Below are 26,697 nucleotides of genomic sequence, written 5' to 3' on the forward strand. Positions count from 1 at the left end.
GGCCTCTGGGGAACTCTCATCGAGGGACACGGGCCCCTTGTGCTCGGGCACGGCGGACCGCGGGCCCCGAGGCGTCAGCGCCGGGGCCATACGGCATCCCGTACGGCACCGAGCCGCGCCGAACGCGGCCCAGCGCCTCGCGGACCGCGCGGCGCCCGGCGGTCCTCACGGACCGCGCGGCGGCTCGGCGTCCTCGTGGGTGCCGGTGCCCTCAGCGGCCCGGCGCCCTCACGGGGTTCAGCCCTGGAGCAGCTCGCGCGCCAGCTTGGCCGTCTCGGTCGGGGTCTTGCCGACCTTGACGCCCGCGGCCTCCAGGGCCTCCTTCTTCGCCTGCGCGGTGCCGGACGAACCGGACACGATCGCACCGGCGTGGCCCATCGTCTTGCCCTCGGGGGCGGTGAAGCCCGCGACGTAGCCGACGACCGGCTTGGTCACGTTCTCCTTGATGAAGTCGGCCGCGCGCTCCTCGGCGTCGCCACCGATCTCGCCGATCATCACGATCAGCTCGGTCTCCGGGTCGGCCTCGAACGCGGCGAGGGCGTCGATGTGGGTGGTACCGATGACCGGGTCACCACCGATGCCGACGGCGGAGGAGAAGCCGATGTCCCGCAGCTCGTACATCATCTGGTAGGTCAGCGTGCCGGACTTCGACACCAGACCGATCTTGCCGGGCTTGGTGATGTCGCCCGGGATGATGCCCGCGTTGGACTGACCGGGGGTGATCAGGCCGGGGCAGTTCGGACCGATGATCCGGGTCTTGTTGCCCTTGCTGGTGGCGTAGGCCCAGAAGGCGGCGGAGTCGTGGACCGCGATGCCCTCGGTGATCACGACGGCCAGCGGGATCTCGGCGTCGATCGCCTCGACGACGGCGGCCTTGGCGAACGCCGGGGGCACGAAGAGCACGGAGACATCCGCGCCGGTCTCCTTCATCGCCTCGGCTACCGAGCCGAAGACGGGTACGGAGGTGCCGTCGAAGTCGACGGTCGTACCGGCCTTGCGCGGGTTCACGCCACCGACGATGTTGGTGCCGTCACCCAGCATGAGCTTGGTGTGCTTCATGCCGGTGGCGCCGGTCATGCCCTGGACGATGACCTTGCTGTCCTTGGTCAGGAAGATAGCCATGGTGGTGTGATCCCTTACTTCGCCGCGAGCTCGGCGGCCTTGTCGGCCGCGCCGTCCATGGTGTCCACGCGCTGGACCAGCGGGTGGTTGGCGTCGGAGAGGATCTTGCGACCCAGCTCCGCGTTGTTGCCGTCGAGACGGACCACCAGCGGCTTGGTGACCTCCTCGCCCTTGGACTTCAGCAGCTCCAGGGCCTGGACGATGCCGTTGGCGACCTCGTCACAGGCGGTGATGCCACCGAAGACGTTGACGAAGACCGACTTGACGTCCGGGTCGCCGAGAATGATCTCCAGGCCGTTCGCCATGACCTCGGCGGAGGCGCCACCACCGATGTCGAGGAAGTTGGCGGGCTTCACACCGCCGTGCGCCTCACCGGCGTACGCGACGACGTCGAGGGTGGACATGACCAGGCCCGCGCCGTTGCCGATGATGCCGACCTCGCCGTCGAGCTTGACGTAGTTGAGGTTCTTGGCCTTGGCGGCGGCCTCCAGCGGGTTGGCGGAAGCCTTGTCCTCAAGCTCCTCGTGGCCCGGCTGACGGAAGTCGGCGTTGGCGTCCAGCGACACCTTGCCGTCGAGCGCGATCACGCGGCCGTCGGCGACCTTGGCCAGCGGGTTGACCTCGACCAGAAGGGCGTCCTCGGCGATGAAGGTCTTCCAGAGCGTCACCAGGATGTCGGCGACCTGCGCCTCGACCTCGGCCGGGAACTTCGCGGCCTTGACGATCTCCAGCGCCTTCTCGGGGGTGACCCCCTCGTTGGCGTCGACGGGGATCTTCGCCAGGGCCTCGGGCTTGGTGGCGGCGACCTCCTCGATGTCCATGCCGCCCTCGACGGAGGCCATGGCCAGGAAGGTGCGGTTGGTGCGGTCGAGGAGGTACGAGACGTAGTACTCCTCGGCGATCTCCGGAGCGGTCTCCGCGAGCATCACCTTGTGGACCGTGTGGCCCTTGATGTCCATGCCCAGGATCTGACCGGCCTTGTCGACCGCGTCCTGCGGGCTGTCGGCCAGCTTGACGCCACCGGCCTTGCCACGTCCACCGACCTTCACCTGTGCCTTGACGACCGATCGCCCGCCCAGGCGCTCGGTCACCTCGCGCGCCGCCTCAGGCGTGTCGATGACTTCACCGGCCAGCACCGGTACACCGTGCTTGGCGAAGAGGTCCCTCGCCTGGTACTCGAACAGGTCCACGCGCGTCCGTCCCTTTTCTGATTCTGAGTGATCGCGGTTCGTTGTCTGCGTGGGCGTGCCGCGAAGGGCAACGTGACTGCGATGTCACAAGGGAGGCGCACACGGTGTCCGGGCACGCGGCATGTCCGCCTCGCAGGTTATCCCCGTGGAACGTGGCCTCCTAAATCGCAGCTCACACATGAGCGGTGATTACGGTCACAAACGAGCGGGGCCACGCGCACCACTCGCCCCCGCCACCATCCACCCCCCACCCCACCCGCGACCCACTCCCCCACCACCCGATTCCCCACCGACGGGCCCCGCCACCGCGGGCCCGGCGGCCCACCACTCCCCTCACGCTCGCCAGCCGCTGGGCGCGCTGAGGCACGGCCGCCTCGCGGGCACGCCGGTTCCCCACCCTCGTGGGCAGTCGTTCCGCTGGGCGATGGGGGTCCCCCGGCCGAAGTCCCCCAGGCGCAGGCCTGGGGTGGGGGCACAAGCCACCACCTGGGTGCGGGGCCCGGTCGCCCCGGCCCCTGCCGGGCAACGCCCCGGCCCCAGGCACAGCCTGGGAGGTAGGTGCACGGGGCGCGGCTCCAGGAACGCCTGCCCGGCAGGGGACCCCCACCGAGGTGGCGGCACGGGCCGCCGCCCGCAGGGGTCAGGGCTCAGGAACAGGCAGCGGCCGCTTCTCGATGGCCGCGGCCATCACGTCCGGAAACAGATCCGGCGTGCACGCGAACGCCGGGACCCCCAACGCCCCCAGCGCCGCCGCGTGCTCCCGGTCATACGCGGGCGCCCCCTCGTCCGACAGCGCCAGCAGCGCCACGAACTGCACCCCCGACGCCTTCATCGCCGCCACCCGTTTGAGCATCTCGTCACGTATCCCCCCTTCGTACAGATCGCTGATCAGCACGACCACGGTGTCGGCGGGGCGGGAGATCGTGGACTGGCAGTAGGCGAGCGCGCGGTTGATGTCGGTGCCGCCGCCGAGCTGGGTGCCGAAGAGCACGTCCACGGGGTCGTCGAGCTGGTCGGTGAGGTCGACGACGGCGGTGTCGAAGACGACCAGCCGGGTGGCGAGGGAGCGCATGGACGCCAGGACCGCGCCGAAGACCGAGGCGTAGACGACGGACGCGGCCATGGAACCCGACTGGTCGATACAGAGGACGACGTCCTTGGTGACGCCCCGCGCGGCGCGGCCGTACCCCACGAGCCGTTCGGGAACGACGGTCCGGTGCTCGGGCAGATAGTTCTTGAGGTTGGCCCGGATGGTGCGGTCCCAGTCGATGTCGCGGTGGCGTGGACGGCTGATCCTGGCCGAGCGGTCGAGCGCGCCGGTCAGGGTGGACCGGGTGCGGGCGGCGAGGCGTCTCTCCAGGTCCTCGACCACTGTGCGCACGACCGCCCGGGCGGTCTCCTTCGTCGTCTCCGGCATGGCCTTGTTGAGCGAGAGCAGGGTGCCGACGAGGTGGACGTCGGCCTCCACCGCCTCCAGCATCTCCGGCTCCAGCAGCAGCGCGGCCAGGCCGAGCCGGTCGATGGCGTCCCGCTGCATGACCTGGACGACGGAGCTGGGGAAATAGGTGCGGATGTCGCCGAGCCAGCGGGCGACGGACGGCGCGGACGCCCCGAGTCCGCCGCGGCCCCTGGCGCCGCCCGGCGCCGGGTCCCCGTCCCTGCCGTACAGCGCGGCCAGCGCGCCGTCGACGGCCAGGTCGGTGCCGGTGAGCGGGTACCCGATGCCGTCGGCGGACTCCCCGCCCAGCACCAGCCGCCAGCGGCGCGACCGCTCGTCCATGGCGCCGTCACCCGGCACCGCCTGCCGCCTATCCGTGCGCACCGGGTTCACCGTCCTGTCCTCGTGAGCTGTCGGCTGCTCTGCCGGGTCGTCTGTCGGATCCCCTGCCGGATCGCGGAGCCGGAGGCGTCCTCGGCACGGCGGCGGGGACCGCCCCGGGCCTCGGCGGCGGAGGCCGGACCGCCGCCCCACGGTGTGCCGCTTCCCGTCCCCAGCAGCAGCCCCAGCACCGGCAGCACTCCATCCGCGCGCTCCTGGTCATGGCCCGCGCCGAAGCCGGGCACGGTCATGGCGGGCCCGGCGTCCTCCCCGGGGGCCACCGGGCCTCGTCTGACCCGTTCACCCAGCGTCCGGCGCACCCCCGGCTCATACGCCGAGAAGGTGCGCCGCAGCAGCGGCAGCACATCGGTGAACGCCTGCGGTGCCACCCCCGTCAGCCAGTCGTCCACCAGGGCCAGCAGCCGCTCGTCATGGACGAGCAGCATTCCCCCGCCGGACGTACCGCCGAGGAAGCCCTCGATCCAGGAGGCGGCCTCGGCGGGCGGGGTGCCGGGCGAGAGGGCGAGCCCCATCAGCCGCGCGGCCTCGTCCTCCCCGAGCCGTCCGTCATCCAGCAGCAGCCGCACGGCACGGCCCCGGATCCCTCCGGGCACGTTGTCCCGGACGGCGAGTGCGCGCAGCACACCACTCCATCGGGCGAGCAGCCCGCCGTCGGCGGCGGGCGCGCCGGAACCGTCCGCCCCCGCAGACACCTCGGACACCGCAGCCGCCGGGCCCTCCGCGCCGCTCCGCGGCTCCGCCCCTGCCGACCCGCGCCGCTCCACGCTCGCCAGCAGCGCGGTCGCGCCGTGCACGGCGTCCAGATGGGTCCGCATCCGGTCGGCGCCGTCCGCGTCCAGCCCCGCGCAGGCGGGCGGGAGCCCGACGAAGACCCGCTCGGCGATGCCGGTCGCGACCTCGGTGAGCGCGGCCGTGTCGGTGGCGCGCACACTGCCGTAGCGCAGGGAGCGGGCGAGCGCGGGCAGCGCCTGGGCGAGATGGCCGACGTCGGCGTCGAGCGCGGCACGGTCGGCGAGGGCCCGCATGACCACCGGAAGGGCGTCGGTCAGCTCGGCCAGCAGACACTCCTCCGCCAGCGAGGTGACCTCGGCGAGCGGGCCGGCCCCGCCCGCGCGGCCCGCCGCCTTCGCGGTGGCGGCGGCCAGGACCGTGGTGCCCCAGATCCCGGCCTCGGCGACCCGCACGGACAGCTCCGGCTCCCAGCGCAGCCGCCATGTCTCCCGGAAGGTGCCCGTGCCGCCGCGCCCGGCGACCGGGCGGCCCCACTCGACGCCGAGCAGCCTCAGCCGGTGCAGCAGCCTGCTCTTGGCGGCGTCTGAGTCCTTGCGCAGATCGAGTGCCACCTCCCGCTCCTGCGCCTCCGGCTTGAGCCGCAGCCCGCGCTGGGCCCGGGTCAGATCGCGTTGCAGCGGCACGGCGGGGGCGCTCTCGGGCACCTCGCCGAGGACGTCCCCGACCACGAGCCGGTCCTGGACGAGGGCGAGCGGCACCTCGGACCCGTCGCACATCACGGCCCGGACGGCGTCGGTGGTCTCGCTCAGCCCGGCCAGCGGGCGGCCCCGCATCGCCGCGAGCGTCTCGGCGAGCCGGACGGCCTCGATGACATGCGCCGACGACACCATCCAGTCCTCGTCCCGCAGCAACCCGGCGACCTTGGTCATCCACCGCTCGACGGGCCGGTCCCGGGCATGGAACAGATGGGCGTACCAGCCTGGTGACTCGATGCCCGCGCCATAGCCGCTGTGCCGGGCGAGGCGGCGGTGGGTCCAGGGCACCCAGGTCATCTCGGTGCGCGTCTTGGGCAGTCCCTTGAGGCGCGCCTTGTCGGCGGTGATGGTGGTCTTCTCCGCGAGCGCGGGCACATGCCAGGCCCCGCAGACGACGGCGACCGCGTCCCCGAACTCCTTGCGCGCCTCCCGCAGTCGCAGCCGCATATGCGCCTCGCGGACGAGGTCGCGCTCATGCCCCCCGTGTCCGTAGACCGAGCGCAGGGCACTCATGGCCTCCCCGAGGGCGGCGAAGGGCGCCAGCGGGTCCCCGGTCGCACGTCCCCGGTGTTCGACGACGTCCTCCCACCAACGCTCGGGGTCGTCATAGCCCGCCGTACGGGCGAGGACGGCGAGGGGGTCGATACGGACGTCGGATTCCCCCGGCCCCACCGAGGCCCCCGGCTCCAGCGGCTCCAGCGGCTCCAGCGGCTCCACCGAGTCTGCGGGCTTCTCCGAGTCCGCCGGGTCCGCCGGGTCCGCCGGGTCAGGGTGATTCTCCGGCCCTCCCGGCTCGGCGACCCCCCCGTCCACGCCGCCCTCGCCGCCCCCGGGGCGACCGGAGGCCCCGGCCGGTCCCGTTCGCCCGGCGGCCCCGCTGCGCCCCGTGGCCCCCATCTCCCCGGCGCCCCCTGGCCCGGCACGTCCACCGGCCGGCCCGGCAGCGGCTTCCCGCAGCCCCGCGCCCCCGGCCGCCGCCCCCGACGGCCGGTCCGAGAGCCCCGGCCCCCACGGTTCCGAGAGTCCTGGCCCCGACGGTGTGCCGCCCCCGTACCGAGGAGGCGGCCCCTGGGCACCGCACGGGGCCAGGGCCGGCCCTCCGCGTACCACCTCGCCGAGAGAGACGACATCACGCGGCGCGGGCGCTCCCCCGGGCCTCACCGCGCCCGCGCCGCCACCAGCGGCCTTGTCCCATCCGGGGTCACGGGCCGCCAGGACCGTGGTCACCTGCCGGAGCGCCACGTCCCACTCCGGGTCGGCGGCGGAGCGGGGCGCCGCTCCCACCGGCGGTCGGGCGGCCCCCGTCGCGGCGGGGGCCAGATCCCAGCCCGGGTCGGTCACCGCGCCCCGGACACCGGCACGGCCCGGGTGAGGCGCCGCGCCCGCCACAGCCTCCCCGTCGCCTTTGCTCTCCTCCTGGCCCTCGTCCTTCCTCTCTTCGTTCCTCTCTTCGTTCCTCTCTTCGTTCCTCTCGACCGGCCCTTGCTCGTCCCGCGCGGCGAGCGCCAGGGCGTGGGCGGCCGGAAGGTCGATGAAACGGACCGGAACCCCGTGCTCCAGGGCCCACTGGATCGCCACCCACTCCGGCGAGAACTCCGCCAGCGGCCAGAACGCGGCCCGCCCGGGGTCATCCACCGCGTGCGCCAGCAGCGCCACCGGGGGCCGCATCCCCTCGTCGGCCGCCAGCGACACCAGCGCGTCGCCCTCCGGCGGCCCCTCGATCAGCACCACGGACGGCGTGGTGGCGTCCAGGGCGGCGCGCACCGCCCGCGCCGAGCCCGGCCCGTGGTGACGGATGCCGAGCAGCAGGGGTCCGTTCATGCGCTCACCTCACGGCAGGCCCGGTAGAAGTCCTTCCAGCCATCGCGCTCTCGGACCACCGTCTCCAGATACTCCTGCCAGATCACCTGGTCGGCGGCCGGGTCGCGGACGACCGCACCGAGGATGCCCGCCGCCACGTCACCGGGCCGCAGTATCCCGTCGCCGAAGTGCGCGGCGAGCGCGAGCCCTCCGGTGACCACGGAGATCGCCTCGGCCGTGGAGAGCGTGCCCGAGGGGGACTTGAGCTTGGTGCGGCCGTCGGCGGAGACGCCCTCCCTCAGCTCCCGGAAGACGGTGACGACCCGGCGGATCTCCTCCAGACCCTCGGGCACGGCGGGCAGATCGAGCGAGCGCCCGAGCTGGTCGACCCGGCGGGAGACGATGTCGACCTCCGCCTCCGGCGTGGCGGGCAGCGGCAGCACGACCGTGTTGAACCGGCGGCGGAGCGCGCTGGAGAGGTCGTTCACTCCCCGGTCGCGGTCGTTGGCCGTGGCGATGAGGTTGAAGCCGCGCACGGCCTGCACCTCCTCGCCCAACTCGGGGATGGGCAGGGTCTTCTCGGAGAGGATGGTGATCAGTGTGTCCTGGACGTCGGCCGGGATCCGGGTCAGCTCCTCGACCCGCGCGGTCATGCCCTCCGCCATGGCCCGCATCACCGGACTGGGCACCAGCGCCTGCCTGCTGGGACCATGGGCGAGCAGCCGGGCGTAGTCCCAGCCGTAGCGGATGGCCTCCTCCGGGGTGCCCGCCGTGCCCTGGACCAGGAGGGTGGAGTCACCGCTGACGGCGGCGGCCAGATGCTCGGAGACCCAGGTCTTGGCCGTGCCGGGGACACCGAGCAGCAGCAGCGCCCGGTCGGTGGCCAGAGTGGTGACGGCGACCTCGACCACCCGGCGGGGCCCCACGTACTTCGGTGAGATCACGGTGCCGCCGCCGGGCAGGACGCCACCGAGCAGATAGGTGGCCACCGCCCAGGGCGAGAGGCGCCAGCCGGTCGGACGCGGGCGGTCATCGGCGGCCGCGAGAGCGGCCAGTTCCTCCGCGAAGGCGTCTTCCGCGTGCGCTCGCAGTACCTGTGCGCGGGCCTCGTCGCCGGCCGTGGCCGTGGCGCCCGCGGTGGATTCGGACATGGTCATGCCTCCCCCTTCAGCCCCTTCGGATCCTTCGACCCGATGTGCTGCCAACCCTGCACCACGGCACTGACAATCGGCCCTGAGCTGCGGCAACGCCGGGAAGGCAAGGGATTGTCAGTGGCGGGGCCTACGTTCGTGGCATGACTTTCGAGGGGGTTCGATGGACGTCGGAGCAGGTGCTGGCACTCGCTCCTGACGCTGGGTCACGCAAGGCCGGGAGCAGGCTCGGTGCCCCCGGTCCCTGGTCGGACACGGGCGTGAGCGACGCGGGCGCGATATGGGGGGTCTGTCAGGGCAGCGGGCGGACGCCGTACCGGACCGTGATCGATATCGCGGGGACGGGTGGCGGGTCCGGCCCCGCGTACCGGTGCAGTTGCCCGAGCCGCAAGTTCCCGTGCAAGCACGCGCTGGGGCTGCTGCTGCTCTGGTCCTCGGACGGGGAGGCGGTGGCGCCGGGCACCGCCCCGGACTGGGCGGAGGAGTGGCTGGCCGCCCGCCGTGAGCGGTCCGGGGGCCAGCGGGCGGCCCCGGCCGGGCCGACAGCCCCGCCCGATCCGGTGGCGGCCCGCCGTCGCGCCGAACGCCGGGCCGGGCGGATCACGGCGGGCGCCCGGGAGCTGGAGGAGCGGCTCGCCGATCTGCTCCGTGGCGGACTGGCCTCGGCCGAGCGCGCGGGGTACGGGCTGTGGGAGGAGACGGCGGCCCGGATGGTCGACGCCCAGGCGCCGGGGCTGGCCGCGCGGGCCCGGGAGCTGGGCGCGATCCCCGGCTCGGGACCGGGCTGGCCGGCCCGGCTGCTGGAGGAGTGCTCCCTGCTCCATCTGCTGGACTCCGCCTGGCTGGGCATCGACCGGCTGCCGGAGCCGCTGGCCGCGACGGTGCGTACGAGGGTGGGTCTGACCGCCCCCGCCGATGGCCCCCCGCTGCGCGACCGCTGGATGGTCCTGGCGCAGTACGACACACCGGACGGCAAGATCGTCACCCGCCGGGTCTGGATCCGGGGCGCCGACTCCGGGCACACGGCGCTCCTGCTCTCCTTCGGCGCCGCGGGCCGCTCCCCCCAGCTGGCGCTGCCGGTGGGCGCCGTGCTCGACGCGGAGCTGGTGCCGTACGCGGGGGCGGTGTCGCTCCGCGCGGAACTGGGCGAGTGCTTCGGCGCACCGGTCCCGATGGAGTCGCCGCCGCCCGGCGGCCCGGTGGGACACGCGCTCGACTCCTATGGGCAGGCGCTCGCGGCCGATCCCTGGCTGGACTCCTGGCCGGTGACACTGGCCGAGGTGATACCGGTGCCGGACGGCGGCGGTGGCTGGCAACTGGCCGACGCCGACGGCCGTTCCGCGCTCCCGCTCACCCCCGCCGCCGTGGCCCGTCCGGGCCTGTGGCGTCTGGCGGCGCTCTCCGGCGGTGGTCCGGTCACCGTTTTCGGGGAGTGCGGCCACACCGGGGTGAACCCCCTCGCCGCCTGGGCCGCCGCTGACCCCGAGCCGGTCCCCCTGATCTGACACTCCGTACGAGAGGACGCCATGCCCAGCGGTATCACCGATGTCTCCCTCTGGGAGGGGCTCGTCACCTCCGCCCTTCTCGGCACCGACCGCCGCACCCCACCGGAGCCCGTACTGGCCTGGGGCGAGGCCCCTGACCAGCCCGACAAGTCCGACAAGTCCAGCGCCCCCGGCGACCCCGGTAGCGGCACAGCCGCCAAGGACGCCCCGGTCGCGCTGCTGGGCGCGGCGGCGGTCCACACGGTGCGGCGCCGGGCGGGTCTGCTGCCCGCGCCCGCCGCCGCGGGGCCCGAGCCCGCGCCGTCCGATGACCGGCCGCTGCCACCGAAGGCGGCGCGCCGGCGACTGGCGCTGCTGCTGGCCGACCGGCTGGCGGGCGCGTCAGGCGGCCGCCGGGGCACCACACCCGATCTGACCGAACTGCTCCCGCAGTGGCTGGCGGCGGCCAACGAGCACGGGTACCGCACTCCGCCGGCGCTGCTGCCCGCCCTCTTGGACGCGGCGCGGGCCCGGACGGATCTGCGCCTGAACGCCCTGGCGTTCGCGGGCACGCTGGGGCTGTGGCTGGCCCGCTTCAATCCAGAGTGGAAGTTCGTGCTCCGCGGCGCGTCGGGCAGTGCGCTCCTCCCCGATCTGGACGATCCGGAGGCCGTGCGGCGCCTCTGGGAGGAGGGCCTGTTCGCCGAGCGCGTCGCGCTCCTGACGGCGCTGCGCGGACGGGACGCGGACCGTGCGCTGGCGCTGCTGTCCGCCACCTGGCGCACGGAGCGGGCCGAGGACCGTCTGATGTTCCTCGACTCACTGCGGACCGGGCTGTCGGACGCGGACGAGCCGTTCCTGGAGCGGACCCTCGCCGACCGCAGCCGAAACGTCCGGGTGACGGCGGCGGAGCTGCTCTCCGCCCTGCCCCGCTCCGCCCTCGCCGGCCGGATGGCGGGGCGGGCCGCGTCCTGTGTCTCCCTCGTCCGGGACGGCGGTCCCTCGATCGCGGTGGAGGCACCCCATGAGTGCGACCCGGACATGGAGCGGGACGGAGTGGCGGCGACCCCGCCCGGCGGCCGGGGCGAACGCTCCTGGTGGCTGAAGCAGGTGGTGGAGGCGGCGCCGCTCTCCCTCTGGCCGGAACGGCTCGGCGGGCGCACTCCTCAGGAGATCGTGGCACTGCCCGTCAGCGACGGATGGCGCGAGGAACTCCACGCCGCCTGGTGCCGCGCGGCGGCGCGCCAGCGGGACGCGCCCTGGTCCCGGGCCCTGCTCGGCGCCCCCGGCGGCCCGTCCGACGCGGAGGTCGGCACCTCGTCCCCGGCCGAGCGGTCCCAACTGCTCGCCACCCTGCCGGAGGCGGAGCGCGCCGCGTGGGTGGCGGACTTCATCGCGGTCCACGGGCTGTCGGAGGCGTTCCAGTTGCTCGGTGTCTGCACGGTGCCCTGGGCGGAGCCACTGGGCCGTTCGGTGGTGGACGCCCTCGACATCGCGCGCGACGCCGGGAGCTATCCCTGGAGTTTCAGTGGGGTGATGGGGCTCGCGGAGCGCTGTCTCTCCCCGGCCGAGGCGGACCGGCTGGAGCTGCTGACCGCCCGGCCGGATGAGACCGAAGGCGCCTCACCGGGAGCGGGCGACTACTGGTCGGAGGCGTTCCAGCGGCTGGTGTCGACGCTGCGTGTCCGCGCCTCCATGCGCGCGGAACTCGACCCGGCCCTGGGCTGAGGCTCCCTGGAGGGACCGGTGGGTCCGGCCGAGTGCGCCCCTCGGCCATGCCGACGGACGACCCCTCATATCGGCGGCCCCCTACCCGTTCGGACCGAGCGACCGTGAACCACGTGGCCTGCCAACCGAGTGCCCTTCAGACCCGGGCAGACCCCGGCAGGCCCGGGCGAGCGCGCTCCCACCCTCAGCGACGGTGGAGAGGGCGGCCGGCGGAACCGGCGGGCCGCCCACCACCGCCACGTCCCCACGCGACCCGGCGGAGACACCCGGGCGGAGAACCTGGCTCCCGCCGACCTGGCTGAAGCACGGCGTGAGGGCGCCTCCAGAGAACCTGGAGGCGCCCTCAACGATCACGCCCTCAACGATCACGCACCGGCGTCACGCCGTCGCGGGATCTCTCAGATGGGTGGTCACCCAGTCCACGATCGACGTCGTGGTCGCCCCGGGGGTGAAGATCTCCGCCACCCCGAGCTCCTTCAGGGGCGCGATGTCCTCCTCCGGGATGATCCCGCCGCCGAAGACCTTGATGTCCGCCGCGTCCCGCTCCTTCAACAGCTCGATCACCCGCGCGAAGAGCGTGTTGTGGGCGCCGGAGAGGATCGACAGACCGATCGCGTCCGCGTCCTCCTGGATCGCGGTGTCGACGATCTGCTCGGGAGTCTGGTGCAGGCCCGTATAGATGACCTCCATGCCCGCGTCCCGCAGCGCCCGGGCGATCACCTTGGCCCCCCGGTCGTGGCCGTCGAGTCCCGGCTTGGCCACGACCACACGGATCGGCCCCGTCACACCCATCGTTTCCTCCACACAGACAACTGCGCCACAAGTGAACGAACGTTATCTCCAGCATCCCGCACCGACCCGTTTCACGGTGGGCCGCGAGGGGGAAATCACAGAGTGGGACACACGTTCGCCATGCGTCCTACCCGCACCGGGCGGCTCGCACGCCGCTCCCTGCGGTGATGGCGCCAGGGAGCCGCTTCAGGGCCCGCGCTCCTCGCCCGTCCAGCGCGGCGGGGACCCGGGCATCGTTCACCCATACCGCCACCGACGAGGAGAAGACGGGACACCCAGGCTCGAACGACAGCTGAAGAGGCCCCCCACAGAGACACATGGGCACAGAGCCGTGACCCACCGTGTCGTAGGGAGGTCGGCCCGTGAAGGATCTGCCCTTCTTTCCCCCGAGCCTGCCGAGCCTGCGCGCCGCGGCCCTGGAGGTGGCGATCCTCGCCGGTCATCTGCTGCTCTATCCATCCGGCCTGATGGCCGAGCGGCCGATGGGCGACCTGCCCGCCACACCGCCCCCGCCCTCCCCCGAGCCGCGCGGCGGGCGCCCCGCGACGCGCGCCCCCCGCCCCCGCCCCGACCGGGACAACGGGGAGACCGCTCCCCGGAAGTCCGCCCTCGGGACGGCGGATACCGGCGCGGCCGGGCGGACCGGCTCCGGGCGGACCGGCTCGGGACAGACACGCGCCGGACAGGCCCCCACCGGGGCGACCCCGGAAAAGGAAGCGGCCCCGCCCCCGGCGCCCGTCACCGCGCTTCCCGCCGGCGCCGTTCCCCCGCATCCACCCGTGGTGCTGCTCCACGGGTTCGTCGACAACCGCTCGGTCTTCGTGCTGCTGCGCCGCTCCCTGGCCCGGCACGGCTGGCGCCATCTGGAATGCCTGAACTACTCGCCGCTGACGTGCGACATCCGCGCGGCGGCCGAACTGCTCGGCCGTCATATCGAGGAGATCTGCGCCCGCACCGGCCGGGGCGAGGTGGATGTGGTCGGCCACAGCCTCGGCGGACTGATCGCCCGCTACTACATCCAGCGGCTCGGCGGCGACCGGCGGATACGGACCCTCGTGACACTGGGAACCCCCCATTCGGGCACCGCGGTCGCCCCGCTCGCGAGCGCACACCCCATCGTGCGCCAGATGCGCCCCGGCTCACCCGTGATCGAGGAGCTGCGCGCCCCCGCGCCAGGGTGTCGCACCCGGTTCGTGAGTTTCTGGGGAGACCATGATCAGCTCATGGTCCCGGTGGAGACGGCACGGCTGGAACACCCGGATCTGATCACGGAGAACGTGCAGGTCAGGGGCGTCGGCCATCTGGCCCTCCCGGTCCATCCGGCGGTCGTGGCGGGCATCCGCCAGGCCCTGGAGGCCCCGGGATCGGCGACGGGCACACCGGGGGCGATCTCGGTCGCCTGACCTCCCGCCACCCCTGCGGCACCACCCGCCCCGGCGGACGGCCCGGGGTGCGACCCGCCCCCGACCGAACACCTTGACGAGCGGACTATCGAACGGGTTTCGAACATAAGGCCAAAGCTATGCCTGCACTCCGCCGAAAGACGCTCGAATGCCCGTTTCCTGATTCCCCAAAACCTCGGGAAGATTGTGGCTGTCGCATACCGCCGGGTACAGTCGCGCCACTGGTTCCCCTCTGGGACTCCTCAAGGCCTTATCGCCCCAGAATCCAGGTCCTGCTGCCGAGGCGAGAGAGAAGTTGGTGAACGACCAGCACGCCCACGCCGGGTACGTCGGCCACGATGGTTACCCCACCGGCAGCTTCGACACCGATCCGCTCTTCGGGAATCTCCCGGACGGCGACGCCACGGCGGGCGGTTACGACACCGGCCACAGCGGCCCGTACGACTCCTCGCCCTGGGACACCGGTTCCCACCACACCACCGGCACCGCCTACGGTCTGTACCCGGAGCAGCAGCCCGCGGCCTTCCCCTCGTACGACCACGACGGCTACGAGAACGAGACTCCCGCGTACGCCACCGAGACCCACGCCGGTATCGGGCAGACGCCCGCGTACGACGGCACCGGGCAGTGGGACGCGTCGGCGTGGAACCAGACGGGCCAGCAGTTCGAGGCCACGGCCGCCTCCTTCACCTATGACACCACCGGGCAGTGGGCGGTTCCCGCCTTCGAGACCGGCGCCTATGACGCCACCGCCTGGAACACGGGCGCCACGGAGACCGTCGGCCAGTCACTCCCGGGTGAGCAGGAGCTGACGGCGCACGCCACCGAGTTCGGCACCGAGCTGGGGGAACTCTCGCAGGAGTTCACCTCCGGCGCCAACGGTTATCCGATGGACCCGGCGCACGACGGGTTGGCCCCGGAGACGGCGGCCGCCGCGGAGTACGCCGCCGACGGCTACGCCCCCGAGCCGGGGTATGACCTCGGCGCCCCGGGTGAACTCGGTGACACCGGAGTGCTGGAGGGCGTCGCCGAGGCCATCGCGGTCCCCGACACGGGGGAGCTGAGTGACACCGGCACCCTGATCGCCGTGGACACCGACCACGAACCGCACGATGTCTACGACGCCTACGAGACCGACAGCGGCAGCGACGCCGATGACGTGCACGACATCACCCCGGTCGCTCCCGTCACCCCGCGTCCCGTACGGCGCGCGGGCAACGGCGGAAGCGGAAGCCGGGGCCGTCGCCGCACCCCCGCCAAGCGCTCCGCGCTGCTGACCGTCGCCGTGCCCTCGGCCTGCGTGATGGGCGTCGCGGGAATCGCCGCCGCCTCCGTCGGCGGTATCGGTGCCGACAAGACGGCCAAGAAGGACACCACCAATCTGGCCGCCGCCGATGTGCCCTCCGCCAAGTCGGCCGCCGCCAACAGCCGGATGGACACCCAGCTCGCCGCGCTCAGCGCGGAGGCCCGGGACTTCGGCGACCGCGCCTCCCGCACCCAGGAGCGCCTCGACCTCCAGGCCCGCCAGGAGGCGGAGCGCCAGAAGCGCGAGGCGGAGGCCAAGCGGCGCGAGGCGCTCCGCCCCAAGTTCGCCCTGCCGGTGCAGCAGAAGGGGCTGAGCACCTACTACGGCCAGTCCGGCGTCAACTGGATGACGGTGCACACCGGCATCGACTTCCCCGTGCCCTACGGCGCGGAGATCTACGCCGCGACCGACGGCACCATCCGCACCCAGTGGAACAACGCCTACGGCAACATGATCATCCTCACCGCGCCCGACGGCACGGAGACCTGGTACTGCCATCTGAGCAGCGCCAAGATCCGCTCCGGCAAGGTGAAGGCGGGCGAGGTCATCGGTTACGCGGGCAACTCCGGCAACTCGACCGGCCCCCATCTCCACTTCGAGGTCCGGCCCGGCGGCGGTTCCCACATCAACCCGCTGGCCTGGCTCCAGAGCAAGGGCCTCAACCCGCTGTAAAGCCCGCTTCGCGGCCCGCTGGAAAGCGAGCCCGCAGAGGCCATCGGCGAGAACGCGAGGCCCCGGTCGGCGGGGCCCGGTCCTCCGCGTCCGGCGGAACTCCCCAGCCATCAGGCCGCTGAGCGGCGGCCGTGCCCCGAAGACTTCGGGAGAACGGCCGCCGCCCCGCGCGTCAGAGCTTCTCGACCGGCGCGTACCGCAGCAGCAGCCGCTTCGGCTTCTCGTCGCCGAAGTCGACCGTGGCCTGGGCGTCCGAACCGGAGCCCCTGACCTCCACCACGGTTCCCAGCCCGAACTGGTCATGGGTGACCCGGTCCCCGATCGCCAGCGCGACCACCGGCTTCTCGGACGCGCCGCGCCGGGTCGCGAACCCGGACGCGCCCCGGCCCGACCGGCCCGACGGCGCCGACGGCAGCCGGGACCCCAGACCCGAGGTGGGTCCGGCGGGCGCGCCCATCGGGCCCGTACGCTTCCACTCCAGATGCTGGACCGGGATCTCCTCCAGGAACCGCGACGGCGGGTTGTACGAGGGCTGTCCCCACGCGCTCCGCATCGACGACCGGGTCAGATAGAGCCGCTCACGGGCGCGGGTGATGCCCACGTACGCCAGCCGCCGCTCCTCCTCCAGTTCCTTGGCCTGTCCGAGCGCCCGCATATGCGGGAAGACCCCGTCCTCCATCCCGGTCAGGAACACCACCGGGAACTCCAGCCCCTTGGCCGTGTGGAGCGTCATCAGGGTGATGACCCCGGAGCCCTCCTCGTCCTCGTCGGGGATCTGGTCGGAGTCGGCGACCAGCGCGACCTTCTCCAGGAACTCCGCGAGGGTCCCGGCGCCCTCCTCGCCACGGTCCTGTTCGAACTCCAGCGCCACCGCCGCGAGTTCCTGGAGGTTCTCGATCCGGGTCTCGTCCTGCGGGTCCGTGGACGCCTGGAGCTCGGCGAGATAGCCGGTGCGCTCCAGCACCGCCTCCAGGACCACGGCGGGACCCGCGCCGGAGTCGACGATGGTCCGCAACTCCTCCATCAGCACATTGAACCGCTTCACCGCGTTCGCCGAGCGGGCGGCCATGCCGTACGCCTCGTCCACCCGTCGCAGCGCCTGCGGGAAGGTGATCCTCTCGCGCAGCGCGAGGGCGTCGATCATCGCCTCCGCCCGGTCGCCGATGCCGCGCTTGGGAACATTGAGGATGCGCCGCAGCGGGACGTTGTCCTCGGGGTTGGCCAGGACCCGCAGATAGGCGAGGACGTCCCTGACCTCCTTGCGCTCGTAGAAGCGAACCCCGCCGACGACCTTGTAGGGCAGGCCGACGCGGATGAAGATCTCCTCGAAGACACGGGACTGGGCGTTGGTGCGGTAGAAGACGGCGACATCGCCCGCCTTCGCCTCGCCCGCGTCGGTCAGCCGGTCGATCTCGTCGGCGACGAACTGCGCCTCGTCGTGCTCGGTGTCGGCGACATAGCCGGTGATCCGCGCGCCGGTGCCCGCGTTCGTCCACAGATTCTTGGGGCGACGGCTCTCGTTGCGCTCGATGACGGCGTTGGCGGCGGAGAGGATGGTCTGGGTGGAGCGGTAGTTCTGCTCCAGCAGGATCGTCTTCGCGTCCGGGTAGTCCTCCTCGAACTGGAGGATGTTCCGGATGGTGGCACCCCGGAAGGCGTAGATCGACTGGTCGGCGTCGCCCACCACGCACAGCTCGGCCGGGGCGAGGTCCTCCCGTCCGGTGCCCACCAGCTCGCGTACGAGCGTGTACTGGGCGTGGTTGGTGTCCTGGTACTCGTCGACCAGGACGTGCCGGAAGCGCCGCTGGTAGTGCTCGGCGACATCCGGGAACGCCTGGAGCAGATGGACGGTCGTCATGATGATGTCGTCGAAGTCCAGGGCGTTGGCCTCGCGCAGCCGCGCCTGGTACATCCGGTACGCCTCGGCCAGCGTCTTCTCGAACGCGTCGCCCGCCTGACCGGCGAAGGTCTCCTCGTCGATCAGCTCGTTCTTCAGATTGGAGACCTTGGCGTTGAAGGACTTCGGCGGGAACTTCTTCGGGTCGAGGTCCAGGTCCCGGCAGACCAGGGCCATCAGCCGCTTGGAGTCGGCGGCGTCGTAGATCGAGAACGACGAGGTGAAGCCGAGCTTCTTGGACTCACGGCGCAGGATCCGCACACAGGCGCTGTGGAAGGTCGAGACCCACATGGCGTTGGCGCGCGGGCCGACGAGCTGCTCGACCCGCTCCTTCATCTCACCGGCGGCCTTGTTGGTGAAGGTGATCGCCAGTATCTGGCCGGGGTGGACCTGGTGGGTGGCGAGCAGATGCGCGATGCGGTGGGTGAGCACCCGGGTCTTACCCGAGCCCGCGCCCGCGACGATGAGCAGCGGGGAGCCGGTGTGCACCACGGCGGCGCGCTGCTGCTCATTGAGCCCGTCGAGCAGGGCGGCGGGGTCCACGACGGTGCGCGGGGCGCCGTCGCGGTGGTAGGCGTCCCGCTCCGGGGGCAGGTCGAAGGCGCCCTGGAAGAGATCGTCGGGGATCTCCTCCGGGTGGGACCCGGGGCCTTCATGGTCCTCGGGCGGCGGGGGCTCCTGCGAGGTGGGCTGGAGGCGGGCCAGGAAGTCGTCGTCAAAGAGGCTGCTCATCGCTCTCCGAGTCTAGGCCGCGCCACTGACAGCGCGCCGCCACATGGCGGGATCGGCCCCCGCCCGTGCCCTGACCGGGGAGGACGCCGCTCCGGCCGCCGTACGGGTTCCGCCGGGGCTCCCTGGGCTCCTCGTCCCGTACCGCCGCCGGGGCGCGGGCGGTCCGGCGGCGGGCGGCGTGGGGCGGAGGGCGAGGGGTGTCGGGGGGCGCGGGCCGTCCGGTGGCGCGGGTCAGACCCAGAGGGTCGCGATGAAGATGTTCGCCACGGTCAGACCGCCCACGGCCGCGAAGAGGGGCTTCTCCACCGACTCCTCGTCGCGCTTGACGTACACCAGCAGCAGGATCACCACCAGGACAGCCATCTTGATGCCGATCTTGACGTTGTTCACGGCCTGGTCGTCCGCCTGGTTGAGGCCGACCAGGGCCACGCCGGTGACCAGCATCGTCAGGGCGCCGTGGAGCATCGCCGGGGTGAAGCGCGCGGTGCCCGCCCCTATCGCCTTCATCTGGGTGAGGAAGCCCCCGAGCAGGGAGGCGATGCCGATGATGTGGAGGGCGACGAAGACATTGATGAGTACGTCCATGGGGCGGAGCCTAGTCCGGGCCATAGCACGCCCCTCAGGTCAGGTATGCCTCATTCGCCGCATCGGTCACGCGGATATGGGAAAGGCGCGCGCAGCGGGCGACGTGCTCACAGAAAGAGGGACGAGCGGTCCACCTTCGACCAGAATCAATCGTTCCGTCTTCCCCGCGTGACCTCCGGGCATAGCGTCCTGCCGAGAACTCCGCGACAGACAAACCTGGCGAAAGCCGGTGGCATGGAAGGACGTGGACGGCCTCGTGGCTGTGTACCGGAAGCATCGGAAACCCGGCAGGCCCAAGATGCCCTGGAGCTCCGGGGCGAATCCGTTCGGCGGCCCCGCCGTCCGGACCGCCACCACGCTGGCGCTGGCGGGAGCGGCGACGGCCACCGCGTTCCAGGGCACCGGGCAGCCGGAGGCCGGGACCCAGCACGAGCTGGCCGCCGCCGGGCGACCGCTGACCCTGCTGGCGGAGGAGCCGCCCGCCGCCGATCACACGGACGCGGGCACCGCGTCCGTCTCAGACTCTGTGCCCGCCTCGGACTCTGTGCCCGACTCTGTGCCCGCCTCGGACTCTGTGGACAGCGCGCCCTCTGGACCCTCAGCGTCCCCTGCTTCGTCCGCGACCTCTGCTCCCTCTGCGACCTCTGCTTCCTCTGTGACCTCCGCGACGAAGGCCATCACCTTCGCGTACGGCGCGCTCGGCAAGCCCTGTGTCTGGGGTGCGACCGGCCCCTCGGCCTATGACTGCTCGGGGCTGGTCCAGGCCGCCTGGCGCGCGGCGGGGGTCGCCCTGCCGCGTACCACCTACACGCAGATCAGCGCGGGCCGGAGTGTGTCCAGCACCGAGCTAACCCCCGGTGACCTGGTCTTCTTCTATCCGGGTGTCACCCATGTCGGTCTCTACGTCGGCGGGGGGCGCGTGATCCACGCGCCCCGGCCGGGTACGCCGGTACAGCTCTCGCCGATGGCCTCCATGCCCTTCGCGGGCGCCACCCGCGTCCAGGTCTGACATCGGTGCCCGCCGCCGCGAGGGCTTCTCAGCCGCTCCGCCCCGCCGCGTACGCGACGAAGAGGACCCAGGTCGAGCGGTCGACCGCGATCCCGGGGATGCGCACATCCTTGGAGTCCCGGACATGGACCGTGCGCGGTCGCGCGGCGACCTCGACGCACTGCCCGGCCCCACTCGCGCTATAACTCGACTTGCGCCAGACAAGGGCGGTTTCCGCGCACTCACCTCCGCCCCGTGGGCCCCGGTGGCCACCGCTCGAACCGGATCCGTTCACGTGGACGCTCATAGCTCCTCCGTCAGGTCTCCGTCGGGCCGCGCCGGGACCCCCGGCTCTGAGGGGCCGCGCGAACCCGCCATGACGCCGATAGAACGCTGGTGGGAACGACACTGCAAAAACGTGCAAGAACCATGTGTGACGCGTGTGAGAACACTGAGACCTTAGCTCCGTCCCGCAGTTGAGGCAGCGGGTCCCGCACCTCCCTGCCGCGCCGATGGCGAAGTCCCGCCCCTGAGAGGAGCGCTGACACATGGCTGGATCTGATGGGTGAACCACCGCTCACACCCCGCGCGATGCCGTCTCGCGGCACGGAGATGGCCTCACGGCGGAGTACCGGAGCACAAGGCGCACCACACGGATCACAGGGGATCACAGGGGACCACGGCGGCCTGCGAGAGAAGCGGCGAGAAGGCACGGGAGGGGAAGGGGGCCGGGAGGGGTTCGGCCCGCCCTGGACGGGCCGATCGGCCCCGGACGCGGGTCACCCCGGGCCCCGGGGCTCTCCGTCGGCCGGTGGCCCGGCGGCCGACCGGCATCGGTCAACAGCTCGGCACCGGACCGGACGAGCCGCCCCGGGCGCCGAGCTCACCCCCGTACCCAGCGGGCCGTCCCCAGCGGGCCGCGCACGACCGGCACCGGCACCGGATCAGACGAGTCGGCGGGCTGTCGCCCAGCGGGTCAGCTCATGGCGGTTGGAGAGCTGGAGCTTGCGCAGCACGGCGGAGACATGGGACTCGACCGTCTTCACCGAGATGAAGAGCTGCTTGGCGATCTCCTTGTACGCGTACCCCCGGGCGATCAGCCGCAGCACCTCGCGCTCGCGCTGGGTGAGCCGGTCGAGGTCCTCGTCCACCGGCGGCGCGTCCGTCGACGCGAAGGCGTCCAGCACAAAGCCCGCGAGCCGGGGGGAGAAGACCGCGTCGCCCTCCTGGACCCGGAAGACCGAGTCCACCAGGTCCGCTCCCGTGATCGTCTTGGTGACATAGCCACGGGCCCCGCCCCGGATCACCCCGATCACATCCTCGGCCGCGTCCGAGACGGAGAGCGCGAGGAAACGGACGGGATCCTCGGCCGCCGTCATCAGCGCGGCGCAGCGACGCAGCACCTCGACCCCGCCGCCGCCCGGCAGATGCACATCGAGCAGGACGACCTCGGGCCGGGTCGCCGCGATGACAGTGACCGCCTGATCCACGTCAGCGGCCTCGCCGACGACCTCCACGCCCGTGCGCTCGGTCTGGCCGATCTCCGCCTGTACCCCGGTGCGGAACATCCGGTGGTCGTCGACGAGCACCACCCGCACCCGCCGCCCGGGACTGTTCTCCGTGTGGGTCATTCGTCCGCCGCCCTCTCCATCTCCAGTTCCACCTCCGTGCCCCCGCCGGGAGCCGGGTGGAGCCGAGCCGTCCCGCCGTTGCGCTGCATCCGGCCGATGATCGACTCCCTGACTCCCATCCTGTCGGCGGGCACCGCGTCCGGATCGAAGCCGGGCCCCCGGTCCCGTACCGACACATAGACCGTACGCCCGTCGACCTCGGCGAAGACCTGGACGGCACCGCCCTCGCCACCGTACTTGGCCGCGTTGACCATCGCCTCGCGCGCGGCCTGCATCTGCGCGACGAGCCCTTCGTCGAGCGGGCAGTCGCCGACGACCACGACCTCCAGGGGGACGCCGTGCTTGTCCTCGACCTCGGCGGCGCACTTCTTGACAGCCTCGGCGAGGGTGTCCGGCTCCTCCTCCTCGTCCTTCCCGGTGCCCTCCGGCTTGTACAGCCAGTTGCGCAACTCGCGCTCCTGGGCGCGGGCGAGACGGCGGACCTCGCCCGCGTCGTCGGCGTTCCGCTGGATCAGGGTCAGGGTGTGCAGTACGGAGTCATGGACGTGAGCGGCGACCTCGGCCCGCTCCTGGGCGCGGATGCGCATGGTCCGCTCCTCGGAGAGGTCCTGCGTCATCCGTATCAGCCAGGGGCCGGCGAGCAGCGCCACCCCGGCGATGACAGCGACGGCGGCGGTGAGGACGTTGCCGAGCTGCGCGGCGGAACCCCGCACGATCACGAAGACGGTCAGACCCGTGCCGACCAGGGCGACCCCGACCAGCGCCCGGCAGATCGGGAGCAGCCTGCGGCGGCGGCCGACCTCGGTGGTCCAGCGGGCCCGGCGGGCGTTGTCCGCCTGACGCCAGACCAGGACCACTCCGGCACCGATGAGCAGCGTCGGCCAGAGGGTGGGATTGGCACCGCCCCGGGCCTCCAGATTGCCGACGAAGATCCCGGCGCCGATGAACAGCGCGACGACGGCGACGAGCTGGCCCCGGTCGGGCATCCGCAGTCGGCGCCGCCCGTCGGCGGTGACTTCGAAGAGCGGCCGGGTCTCCCCCGCCCGGCCGCCGACGCCGAGCGGGACGACGATCCAGAACACCGCGTACAGCAGCACACCGAGGCCCTCGGCCAGGAAGAGGCCCAGGAAGACCAGCCGGACCCAGACCACGGGCAGCCCGAGGTGCCCGGCGAGGCCCCGGGCCACACCGCCGAGGAACCGGCCGTCCGCGCTGCGGTAGAGCTTGCGGAAGGCCGGTTCCTCGGGGGCGGAGGTACGGGGATGGGTGCTGGGCGTGCTGGGCCGAGGAGGGGCGACGGGCATGCTTCGATGGTCACACGATCGGAGGGGTGCGGGGATCAGGGGTGACCCCTGACTCAACCCTGACGCGGCCCCCGGCCGGTGGCCCGCCGACGAGGAGATCCCTCGGGCGGACCGGCACCCGGCCCCCCACCCCGGTCAGGGACGGATATCAGGGACGGGCCAGGGTCGGGCCGGGTGCCATCGGCTCCTCCGCCGGGTCACCATGGATCCATGCCCATGACGCCCACGGTCAGCCCGCCCCACCGGCAGAGGCCCGCATGACCAGCCCCGCCAGTCCCGCCGGCCCGGCGAACCCGGCCAGCCCGGCCGGTCCCGCCACCGCGCCGCCCACGCCCGTACCTCCCGCCGAGGAGGAGCGGGTACTGCGCCGCGCCCACCGGCAGAAGGTGCTCGGAGGGGTCTGCGGCGGGCTGGGCCGGTACTTCGACATGGACCCGGTGATCTTCCGGATCGTGCTCGGGGTGCTCGGCGTGACCGGCGGGGTCGGCCTGATCTTCTACGGCTTCGCCTGGCTGCTGATACCGCTGGACGACGAGGAGGAGCCGGAGGCCCGCAAGCTGCTGGCGGGCCGGGTCGACGGCGCCGCGCTCACGGCGCTCTTCCTCGCCCTCATCGGGTGCGCGCTCTTCCTCACGATGCTCAACAGCGACGGGGCGCTCTCCTTCACCGCGCTGGTGGCGCTCGCTACCTGTGGTGTGGCCGTCTGGTCGCGCCGTCGCCGCGCGGTGACACCGGAGCGCGGCGGGCTGGCCCCGGCGGCGGCCCACGCGGTCGCCGAGGCGCCGCCGGAGCCCACGGCTCCGCCCGTGCCGGATGGCCCGTCATGGTGGCGCGACCCGCTGACCAAGGAGGCCAAGGACGCCAGGGATGCCAGGGGTGCCCTGAACATCATGGCCATACGGGGCGACGAGAGCCGACGGATGGGCCCAGCGGGGCCGCATGTCTCCGGGTATCTCTGGGGCCCGGAGTCGGCGCTGACCCGCGACGACGACCCCAAGGGCCGCGACCGGGCCGGAACGCCCCGGCGGCAGCGGCAGGGCCGCTCCCTCGGGGGCTATGCCTTCGTCCTCGCGCTGGTCGCCGGATTCCTCGGCACCCGGCTGAGCTGGGAGAGCCAGCCGCTGGGCACCAGCCTCCAGATCGGGCTGGTCTGCGCGCTCGGGGTGTTCGGCACGGCCCTGGTGATCAGCTCGTTCATCGGCCGCACCGGTTTCGGCACGGTGGTGATGACGGCGCTCACGGCCGTGTTCCTGGCGGGTGCCACCGCGCTCCCCAAGGACATCGACACCGCCTGGGCGCGCACGACATGGGCGCCGACCGCCACCAGCGACCTCAAGCCCCACTACGAGCTGGGCTCGGGCATCGCCACGCTCGATGTCTCGGACCTCACGGTCCCGGCGGGGGGCAAGGTCTCCACCTACGCCGAGGTCGGCGCGGGCAAGCTGACGGTGGTGCTGCCGAAGGACACCCGGGTGACGCTGCGCGCCGAGGCCGGGGTGGGCGACATCACGTTCCCGGGCGACGGGAAGGAGCGGCAGGTGCGGATATCCACCGACCGGACCGAGCGGCGGACCCTGCCCGCGCCCCAGGGCGCCGCCCCGTCGGGGACGCTGGAGCTGAGGCTGGAAGTGGGTCTGGGACAGGTGGAGGTCACACGTGCCGCGTCATGAACCCCCGCCGGGCCACGGCTCCCCGCCGGGGCACGGAACCCCGTCCGGGCAGGAACCCGTACCCGGGAACGACCGCCCGCTGCACCGTCACGGGTTCCGGCCGGGCCGACTGATCGCCGGTGTCACCGCGCTGACGCTCACGGTGTTGTACGCGTGCGACGCGGCGCGCGTCTGGCACGTCCCCTGGTTCATGGTCTTCCCGGTGATCTGCGTCGGGCTCTGCCTCGCGGGCGCGGTGGGCTCCGCGCACTACAGCATGCGCCGCCGCGCCGCGCGCCTTCTGATCGTGGCGTCCACGGAGAACGCCGAGGCCCCGGCGAGCACCAGCGGCAGCCACGCCATCAGATAGACGAGGTCGTTGCCGTAGTAGTACGGCTCGGTGCTCCAGCTCATGGTCAGCCAGAGGCTGAGGGAGATCAGCGCACCGCCGAGCGCGGCGACCCGGGCCAGCAGCCCCAGCAGGGTCCCGATCCCGACGGCCAGCTCACCCAGGGCCATGGCGTAACCGAAGCCCTCCGGGCTCTTCAGCGCCAGGTCCACCAGACCCGGCACGGCGGACGTGTCGCGGACGGCACGCATCGTCTCCCCGATGGAGCCGGTGCCACCGGCGGACAGGAACCGGCTGTCAAAGAGCTTGTCCAGCCCCGCGTAGACGAAGGTCACACCGAGGAAGAGCCGCAGCGGCAGCAGGGCATGACGGCTCGCGGCCGCCTTCCAGCCGACCGGCCCGGGTCCGCCGTACGGCGCGCCACGGTGCGCTCCCGTCCGATGGGTCTGTGTCATCACTGCTCCGTCCCTGCTCACGGTGGAACCGGTACGGCGAGGTCCGGGCCCGTTCCCCGGCCGACCGCCCCGGCCCGTCCGGCCTGTTCTCCGATGCTCTGCATATGACGATCTGTACCTGACGATACGTACGGCGGTGCCGCCCGTCTCACCCCGTGCCCGCCGCTCACCCACCCGTCCCGCCCACCGCGCTCACCCGGTGGGCGCATGAGCGCGGAGCCACGAGGCCGGGGCCGGGTCAGGGAGCCGGGGCCGGGCCCGACAGCTCCCGCCACAGCGGCTGGTAGCTGATCCAGGCGACCAGATCGGTGCCGAGCCGCTCCCGGGTGGCGAGGGCGTCCCGGTGACCGATCGGCAGCGGGGCACCCGCGGCGCTCGCGGCGAGCTGGATCCGGGCGCAGCGTTCGAGGGAGATCAGCCACCAGGCCGCCGCGTCGACGGAGTCGCCGACGGTGAGCGTCCCGTGGTTGCGCAGGATGGCCGCCTTGTGGGGGCCGAGCGCGGTGGCGACCGCGCGCGCCTCCCCCTCGTCCACGGCGACCCCGGTGTAGCGCTCGACCAGGGCATGGTCCTCGTAGAAGGCACAGGCCTCCTGGGTGAGCGGAAGCAGCGGCTCACCGATCGCGGCGAGCGCCCGGCCGTGGACGGCGTGGGCGTGCGCGACGGAGACGACGTCCGGCCGGGCGCGGTGGATCTCGGCGTGCGGGGCGAAGGCGGCCTGGTTGATGTGGTGGCGCCCGGCGAGCACCTCGCCGCGCCCATTGACCTGGACCAGGTCGTCCGGGGTGACCAGGGCGAACGGCAGCCCGAACGGATTGGCCCAGAAGCGGTCGGGGAACTCCGGGTCGCGTGCCGTGACCAGACCGGACACCCCCTCCTCGTATCCCAGCCGGGCCAGGAGCCGCAGCGTCCCGGCGAGGCGGGTCCTGCGGTGGGCGCGCTCCTCCGCCACCGAACCGGGGACGGGGCGGCCGGGCGGCCAGGCGAACCGGAGCCGGTCGACGGGGAGCGGCGCGGGATCGGCGCTGAGCGGCAACTCGGTCATGGGGCGGAACGTAGCGCCGGGCGCCCGCACTGACCAGGCCCCGCACAGCCGCCCCTACGCGCGATGGCCGCCATCCCGGGAGGGGAT

18 protein-coding genes and 1 pseudogene are annotated in these 26,697 nt (G+C 72.8%); 6 read left to right on the plus strand and 13 right to left on the minus strand.

Annotation, left to right across the window (positions count from 1 at the left end; translation table 11 throughout):
• Window positions 1–237: 237 nt before the first annotated feature.
• From sucD to ACFVIM_RS14550, 5 genes are all read right to left on the minus strand, one after another.
• Window positions 238–1,122 (minus strand): succinate--CoA ligase subunit alpha, encoded by an 885-nt coding sequence (gene sucD, locus ACFVIM_RS14530; protein ID WP_384301054.1) that lies wholly within the window; start codon window positions 1,120–1,122, stop codon window positions 238–240.
• A 14-nt stretch (window positions 1,123–1,136) separates the two neighbouring features.
• On the minus strand, window positions 1,137–2,312 hold the full coding sequence (gene sucC, locus ACFVIM_RS14535; RefSeq protein ID WP_384301055.1) for an ADP-forming succinate--CoA ligase subunit beta: 1,176 nt from the start codon (window positions 2,310–2,312) through the stop codon (window positions 1,137–1,139).
• A gap of 640 nt (window positions 2,313–2,952) precedes the next feature.
• A complete protein-coding gene (locus ACFVIM_RS14540; protein ID WP_384301071.1) occupies window positions 2,953–4,092 on the minus strand; it encodes a VWA domain-containing protein in 1,140 nt (379 codons plus the stop codon).
• Between the two features lie 47 nt (window positions 4,093–4,139).
• Window positions 4,140–7,460 (minus strand): DUF5682 family protein, encoded by a 3,321-nt coding sequence (locus ACFVIM_RS14545; RefSeq protein WP_384301056.1) that lies wholly within the window; start codon window positions 7,458–7,460, stop codon window positions 4,140–4,142.
• Window positions 7,457–8,596, minus strand: coding sequence for an AAA family ATPase (locus tag ACFVIM_RS14550; RefSeq protein WP_384301057.1), 1,140 nt, complete (start codon window positions 8,594–8,596; stop codon window positions 7,457–7,459). The genes ACFVIM_RS14545 and ACFVIM_RS14550 overlap by 4 nt, the downstream gene beginning before the upstream one ends.
• Window positions 8,597–8,733: 137 nt before the next feature.
• On the opposite strand from ACFVIM_RS14550, the gene ACFVIM_RS14555 reads away from it, so the two are divergent.
• Window positions 8,734–10,095 (plus strand): SWIM zinc finger family protein, encoded by a 1,362-nt coding sequence (locus tag ACFVIM_RS14555; RefSeq protein ID WP_384301058.1) that lies wholly within the window; start codon window positions 8,734–8,736, stop codon window positions 10,093–10,095.
• A 21-nt stretch (window positions 10,096–10,116) separates the two neighbouring features.
• Window positions 10,117–11,802 (plus strand): DUF5691 domain-containing protein, encoded by a 1,686-nt coding sequence (locus tag ACFVIM_RS14560; protein WP_384301059.1) that lies wholly within the window; start codon window positions 10,117–10,119, stop codon window positions 11,800–11,802.
• A gap of 378 nt (window positions 11,803–12,180) precedes the next feature.
• On the opposite strand, the gene ACFVIM_RS14565 is transcribed toward ACFVIM_RS14560, so the two are convergent.
• On the minus strand, window positions 12,181–12,594 hold the full coding sequence (locus ACFVIM_RS14565; RefSeq protein ID WP_384301060.1) for a cobalamin B12-binding domain-containing protein: 414 nt from the start codon (window positions 12,592–12,594) through the stop codon (window positions 12,181–12,183).
• A gap of 362 nt (window positions 12,595–12,956) precedes the next feature.
• Here ACFVIM_RS14565 and ACFVIM_RS14570 point away from each other — a divergent pair, with 362 nt between their 5' ends.
• Together ACFVIM_RS14570 and ACFVIM_RS14575 are read left to right on the plus strand one after the other, a co-directional pair.
• On the plus strand, window positions 12,957–13,997 hold the full coding sequence (locus tag ACFVIM_RS14570; RefSeq protein WP_384301061.1) for an esterase/lipase family protein: 1,041 nt from the start codon (window positions 12,957–12,959) through the stop codon (window positions 13,995–13,997).
• Window positions 13,998–14,295: 298 nt separating this feature from the next.
• The gene (locus tag ACFVIM_RS14575; protein ID WP_384301062.1) at window positions 14,296–15,975 is read left to right on the plus strand and encodes a M23 family metallopeptidase; all 1,680 of its coding nucleotides are present in this window, start codon (window positions 14,296–14,298) and stop codon (window positions 15,973–15,975) included.
• Between the two features lie 172 nt (window positions 15,976–16,147).
• Here ACFVIM_RS14575 and pcrA read toward each other — a convergent pair whose 3' ends face one another.
• Entirely contained in the window at window positions 16,148–18,604 is a 2,457-nt protein-coding gene (gene pcrA / locus ACFVIM_RS14580; protein WP_384301063.1) for a DNA helicase PcrA, read from the minus strand.
• A 231-nt stretch (window positions 18,605–18,835) separates the two neighbouring features.
• Complete coding sequence (locus ACFVIM_RS14585) at window positions 18,836–19,189, minus strand: hypothetical protein (RefSeq protein WP_384301064.1); 354 nt, start codon at window positions 19,187–19,189, stop codon at window positions 18,836–18,838.
• Window positions 19,190–19,853: 664 nt separating this feature from the next.
• Between ACFVIM_RS14585 and ACFVIM_RS14590 the strand changes: the two are divergent.
• Window positions 19,854–20,198 (plus strand): annotated as a pseudogene (locus tag ACFVIM_RS14590) (C40 family peptidase); the annotation flags it as partial.
• A 28-nt stretch (window positions 20,199–20,226) separates the two neighbouring features.
• Here the strand turns inward: ACFVIM_RS14590 and ACFVIM_RS14595 are convergent.
• From ACFVIM_RS14595 to ACFVIM_RS14605, 3 genes are all read right to left on the minus strand, one after another.
• Window positions 20,227–20,484, minus strand: a complete 258-nt coding sequence (locus ACFVIM_RS14595) for a DUF397 domain-containing protein (protein ID WP_384301065.1) — start codon at window positions 20,482–20,484, stop codon at window positions 20,227–20,229.
• A gap of 637 nt (window positions 20,485–21,121) precedes the next feature.
• A complete protein-coding gene (locus ACFVIM_RS14600) occupies window positions 21,122–21,808 on the minus strand; it encodes a LuxR C-terminal-related transcriptional regulator (RefSeq protein WP_384301066.1) in 687 nt (228 codons plus the stop codon).
• The gene (locus tag ACFVIM_RS14605; RefSeq protein WP_384301067.1) at window positions 21,805–23,112 is read right to left on the minus strand and encodes a PspC domain-containing protein; all 1,308 of its coding nucleotides are present in this window, start codon (window positions 23,110–23,112) and stop codon (window positions 21,805–21,807) included. The genes ACFVIM_RS14600 and ACFVIM_RS14605 overlap by 4 nt, the downstream gene beginning before the upstream one ends.
• Window positions 23,113–23,369: 257 nt before the next feature.
• On the opposite strand from ACFVIM_RS14605, the gene ACFVIM_RS14610 reads away from it, so the two are divergent.
• On the plus strand, window positions 23,370–24,782 hold the full coding sequence (locus ACFVIM_RS14610) for a PspC domain-containing protein (protein WP_384301068.1): 1,413 nt from the start codon (window positions 23,370–23,372) through the stop codon (window positions 24,780–24,782).
• Between the two features lie 249 nt (window positions 24,783–25,031).
• On the opposite strand, the gene ACFVIM_RS14615 is transcribed toward ACFVIM_RS14610, so the two are convergent.
• Both ACFVIM_RS14615 and ACFVIM_RS14620 read right to left on the minus strand, forming a co-directional pair.
• Window positions 25,032–25,565 (minus strand): DoxX family protein, encoded by a 534-nt coding sequence (locus tag ACFVIM_RS14615; protein ID WP_384301069.1) that lies wholly within the window; start codon window positions 25,563–25,565, stop codon window positions 25,032–25,034.
• 238 nt (window positions 25,566–25,803) lie between these two features.
• On the minus strand, window positions 25,804–26,610 hold the full coding sequence (locus ACFVIM_RS14620; protein ID WP_384301070.1) for a class II aldolase/adducin family protein: 807 nt from the start codon (window positions 26,608–26,610) through the stop codon (window positions 25,804–25,806).
• Window positions 26,611–26,697 lie beyond the last annotated feature (87 nt).

Origin of the sequence: Streptomyces sp. NPDC057638 (genome assembly GCF_042800315.1) — a bacterium.
Lineage (GTDB): Bacteria > Actinomycetota > Actinomycetes > Streptomycetales > Streptomycetaceae > Streptomyces.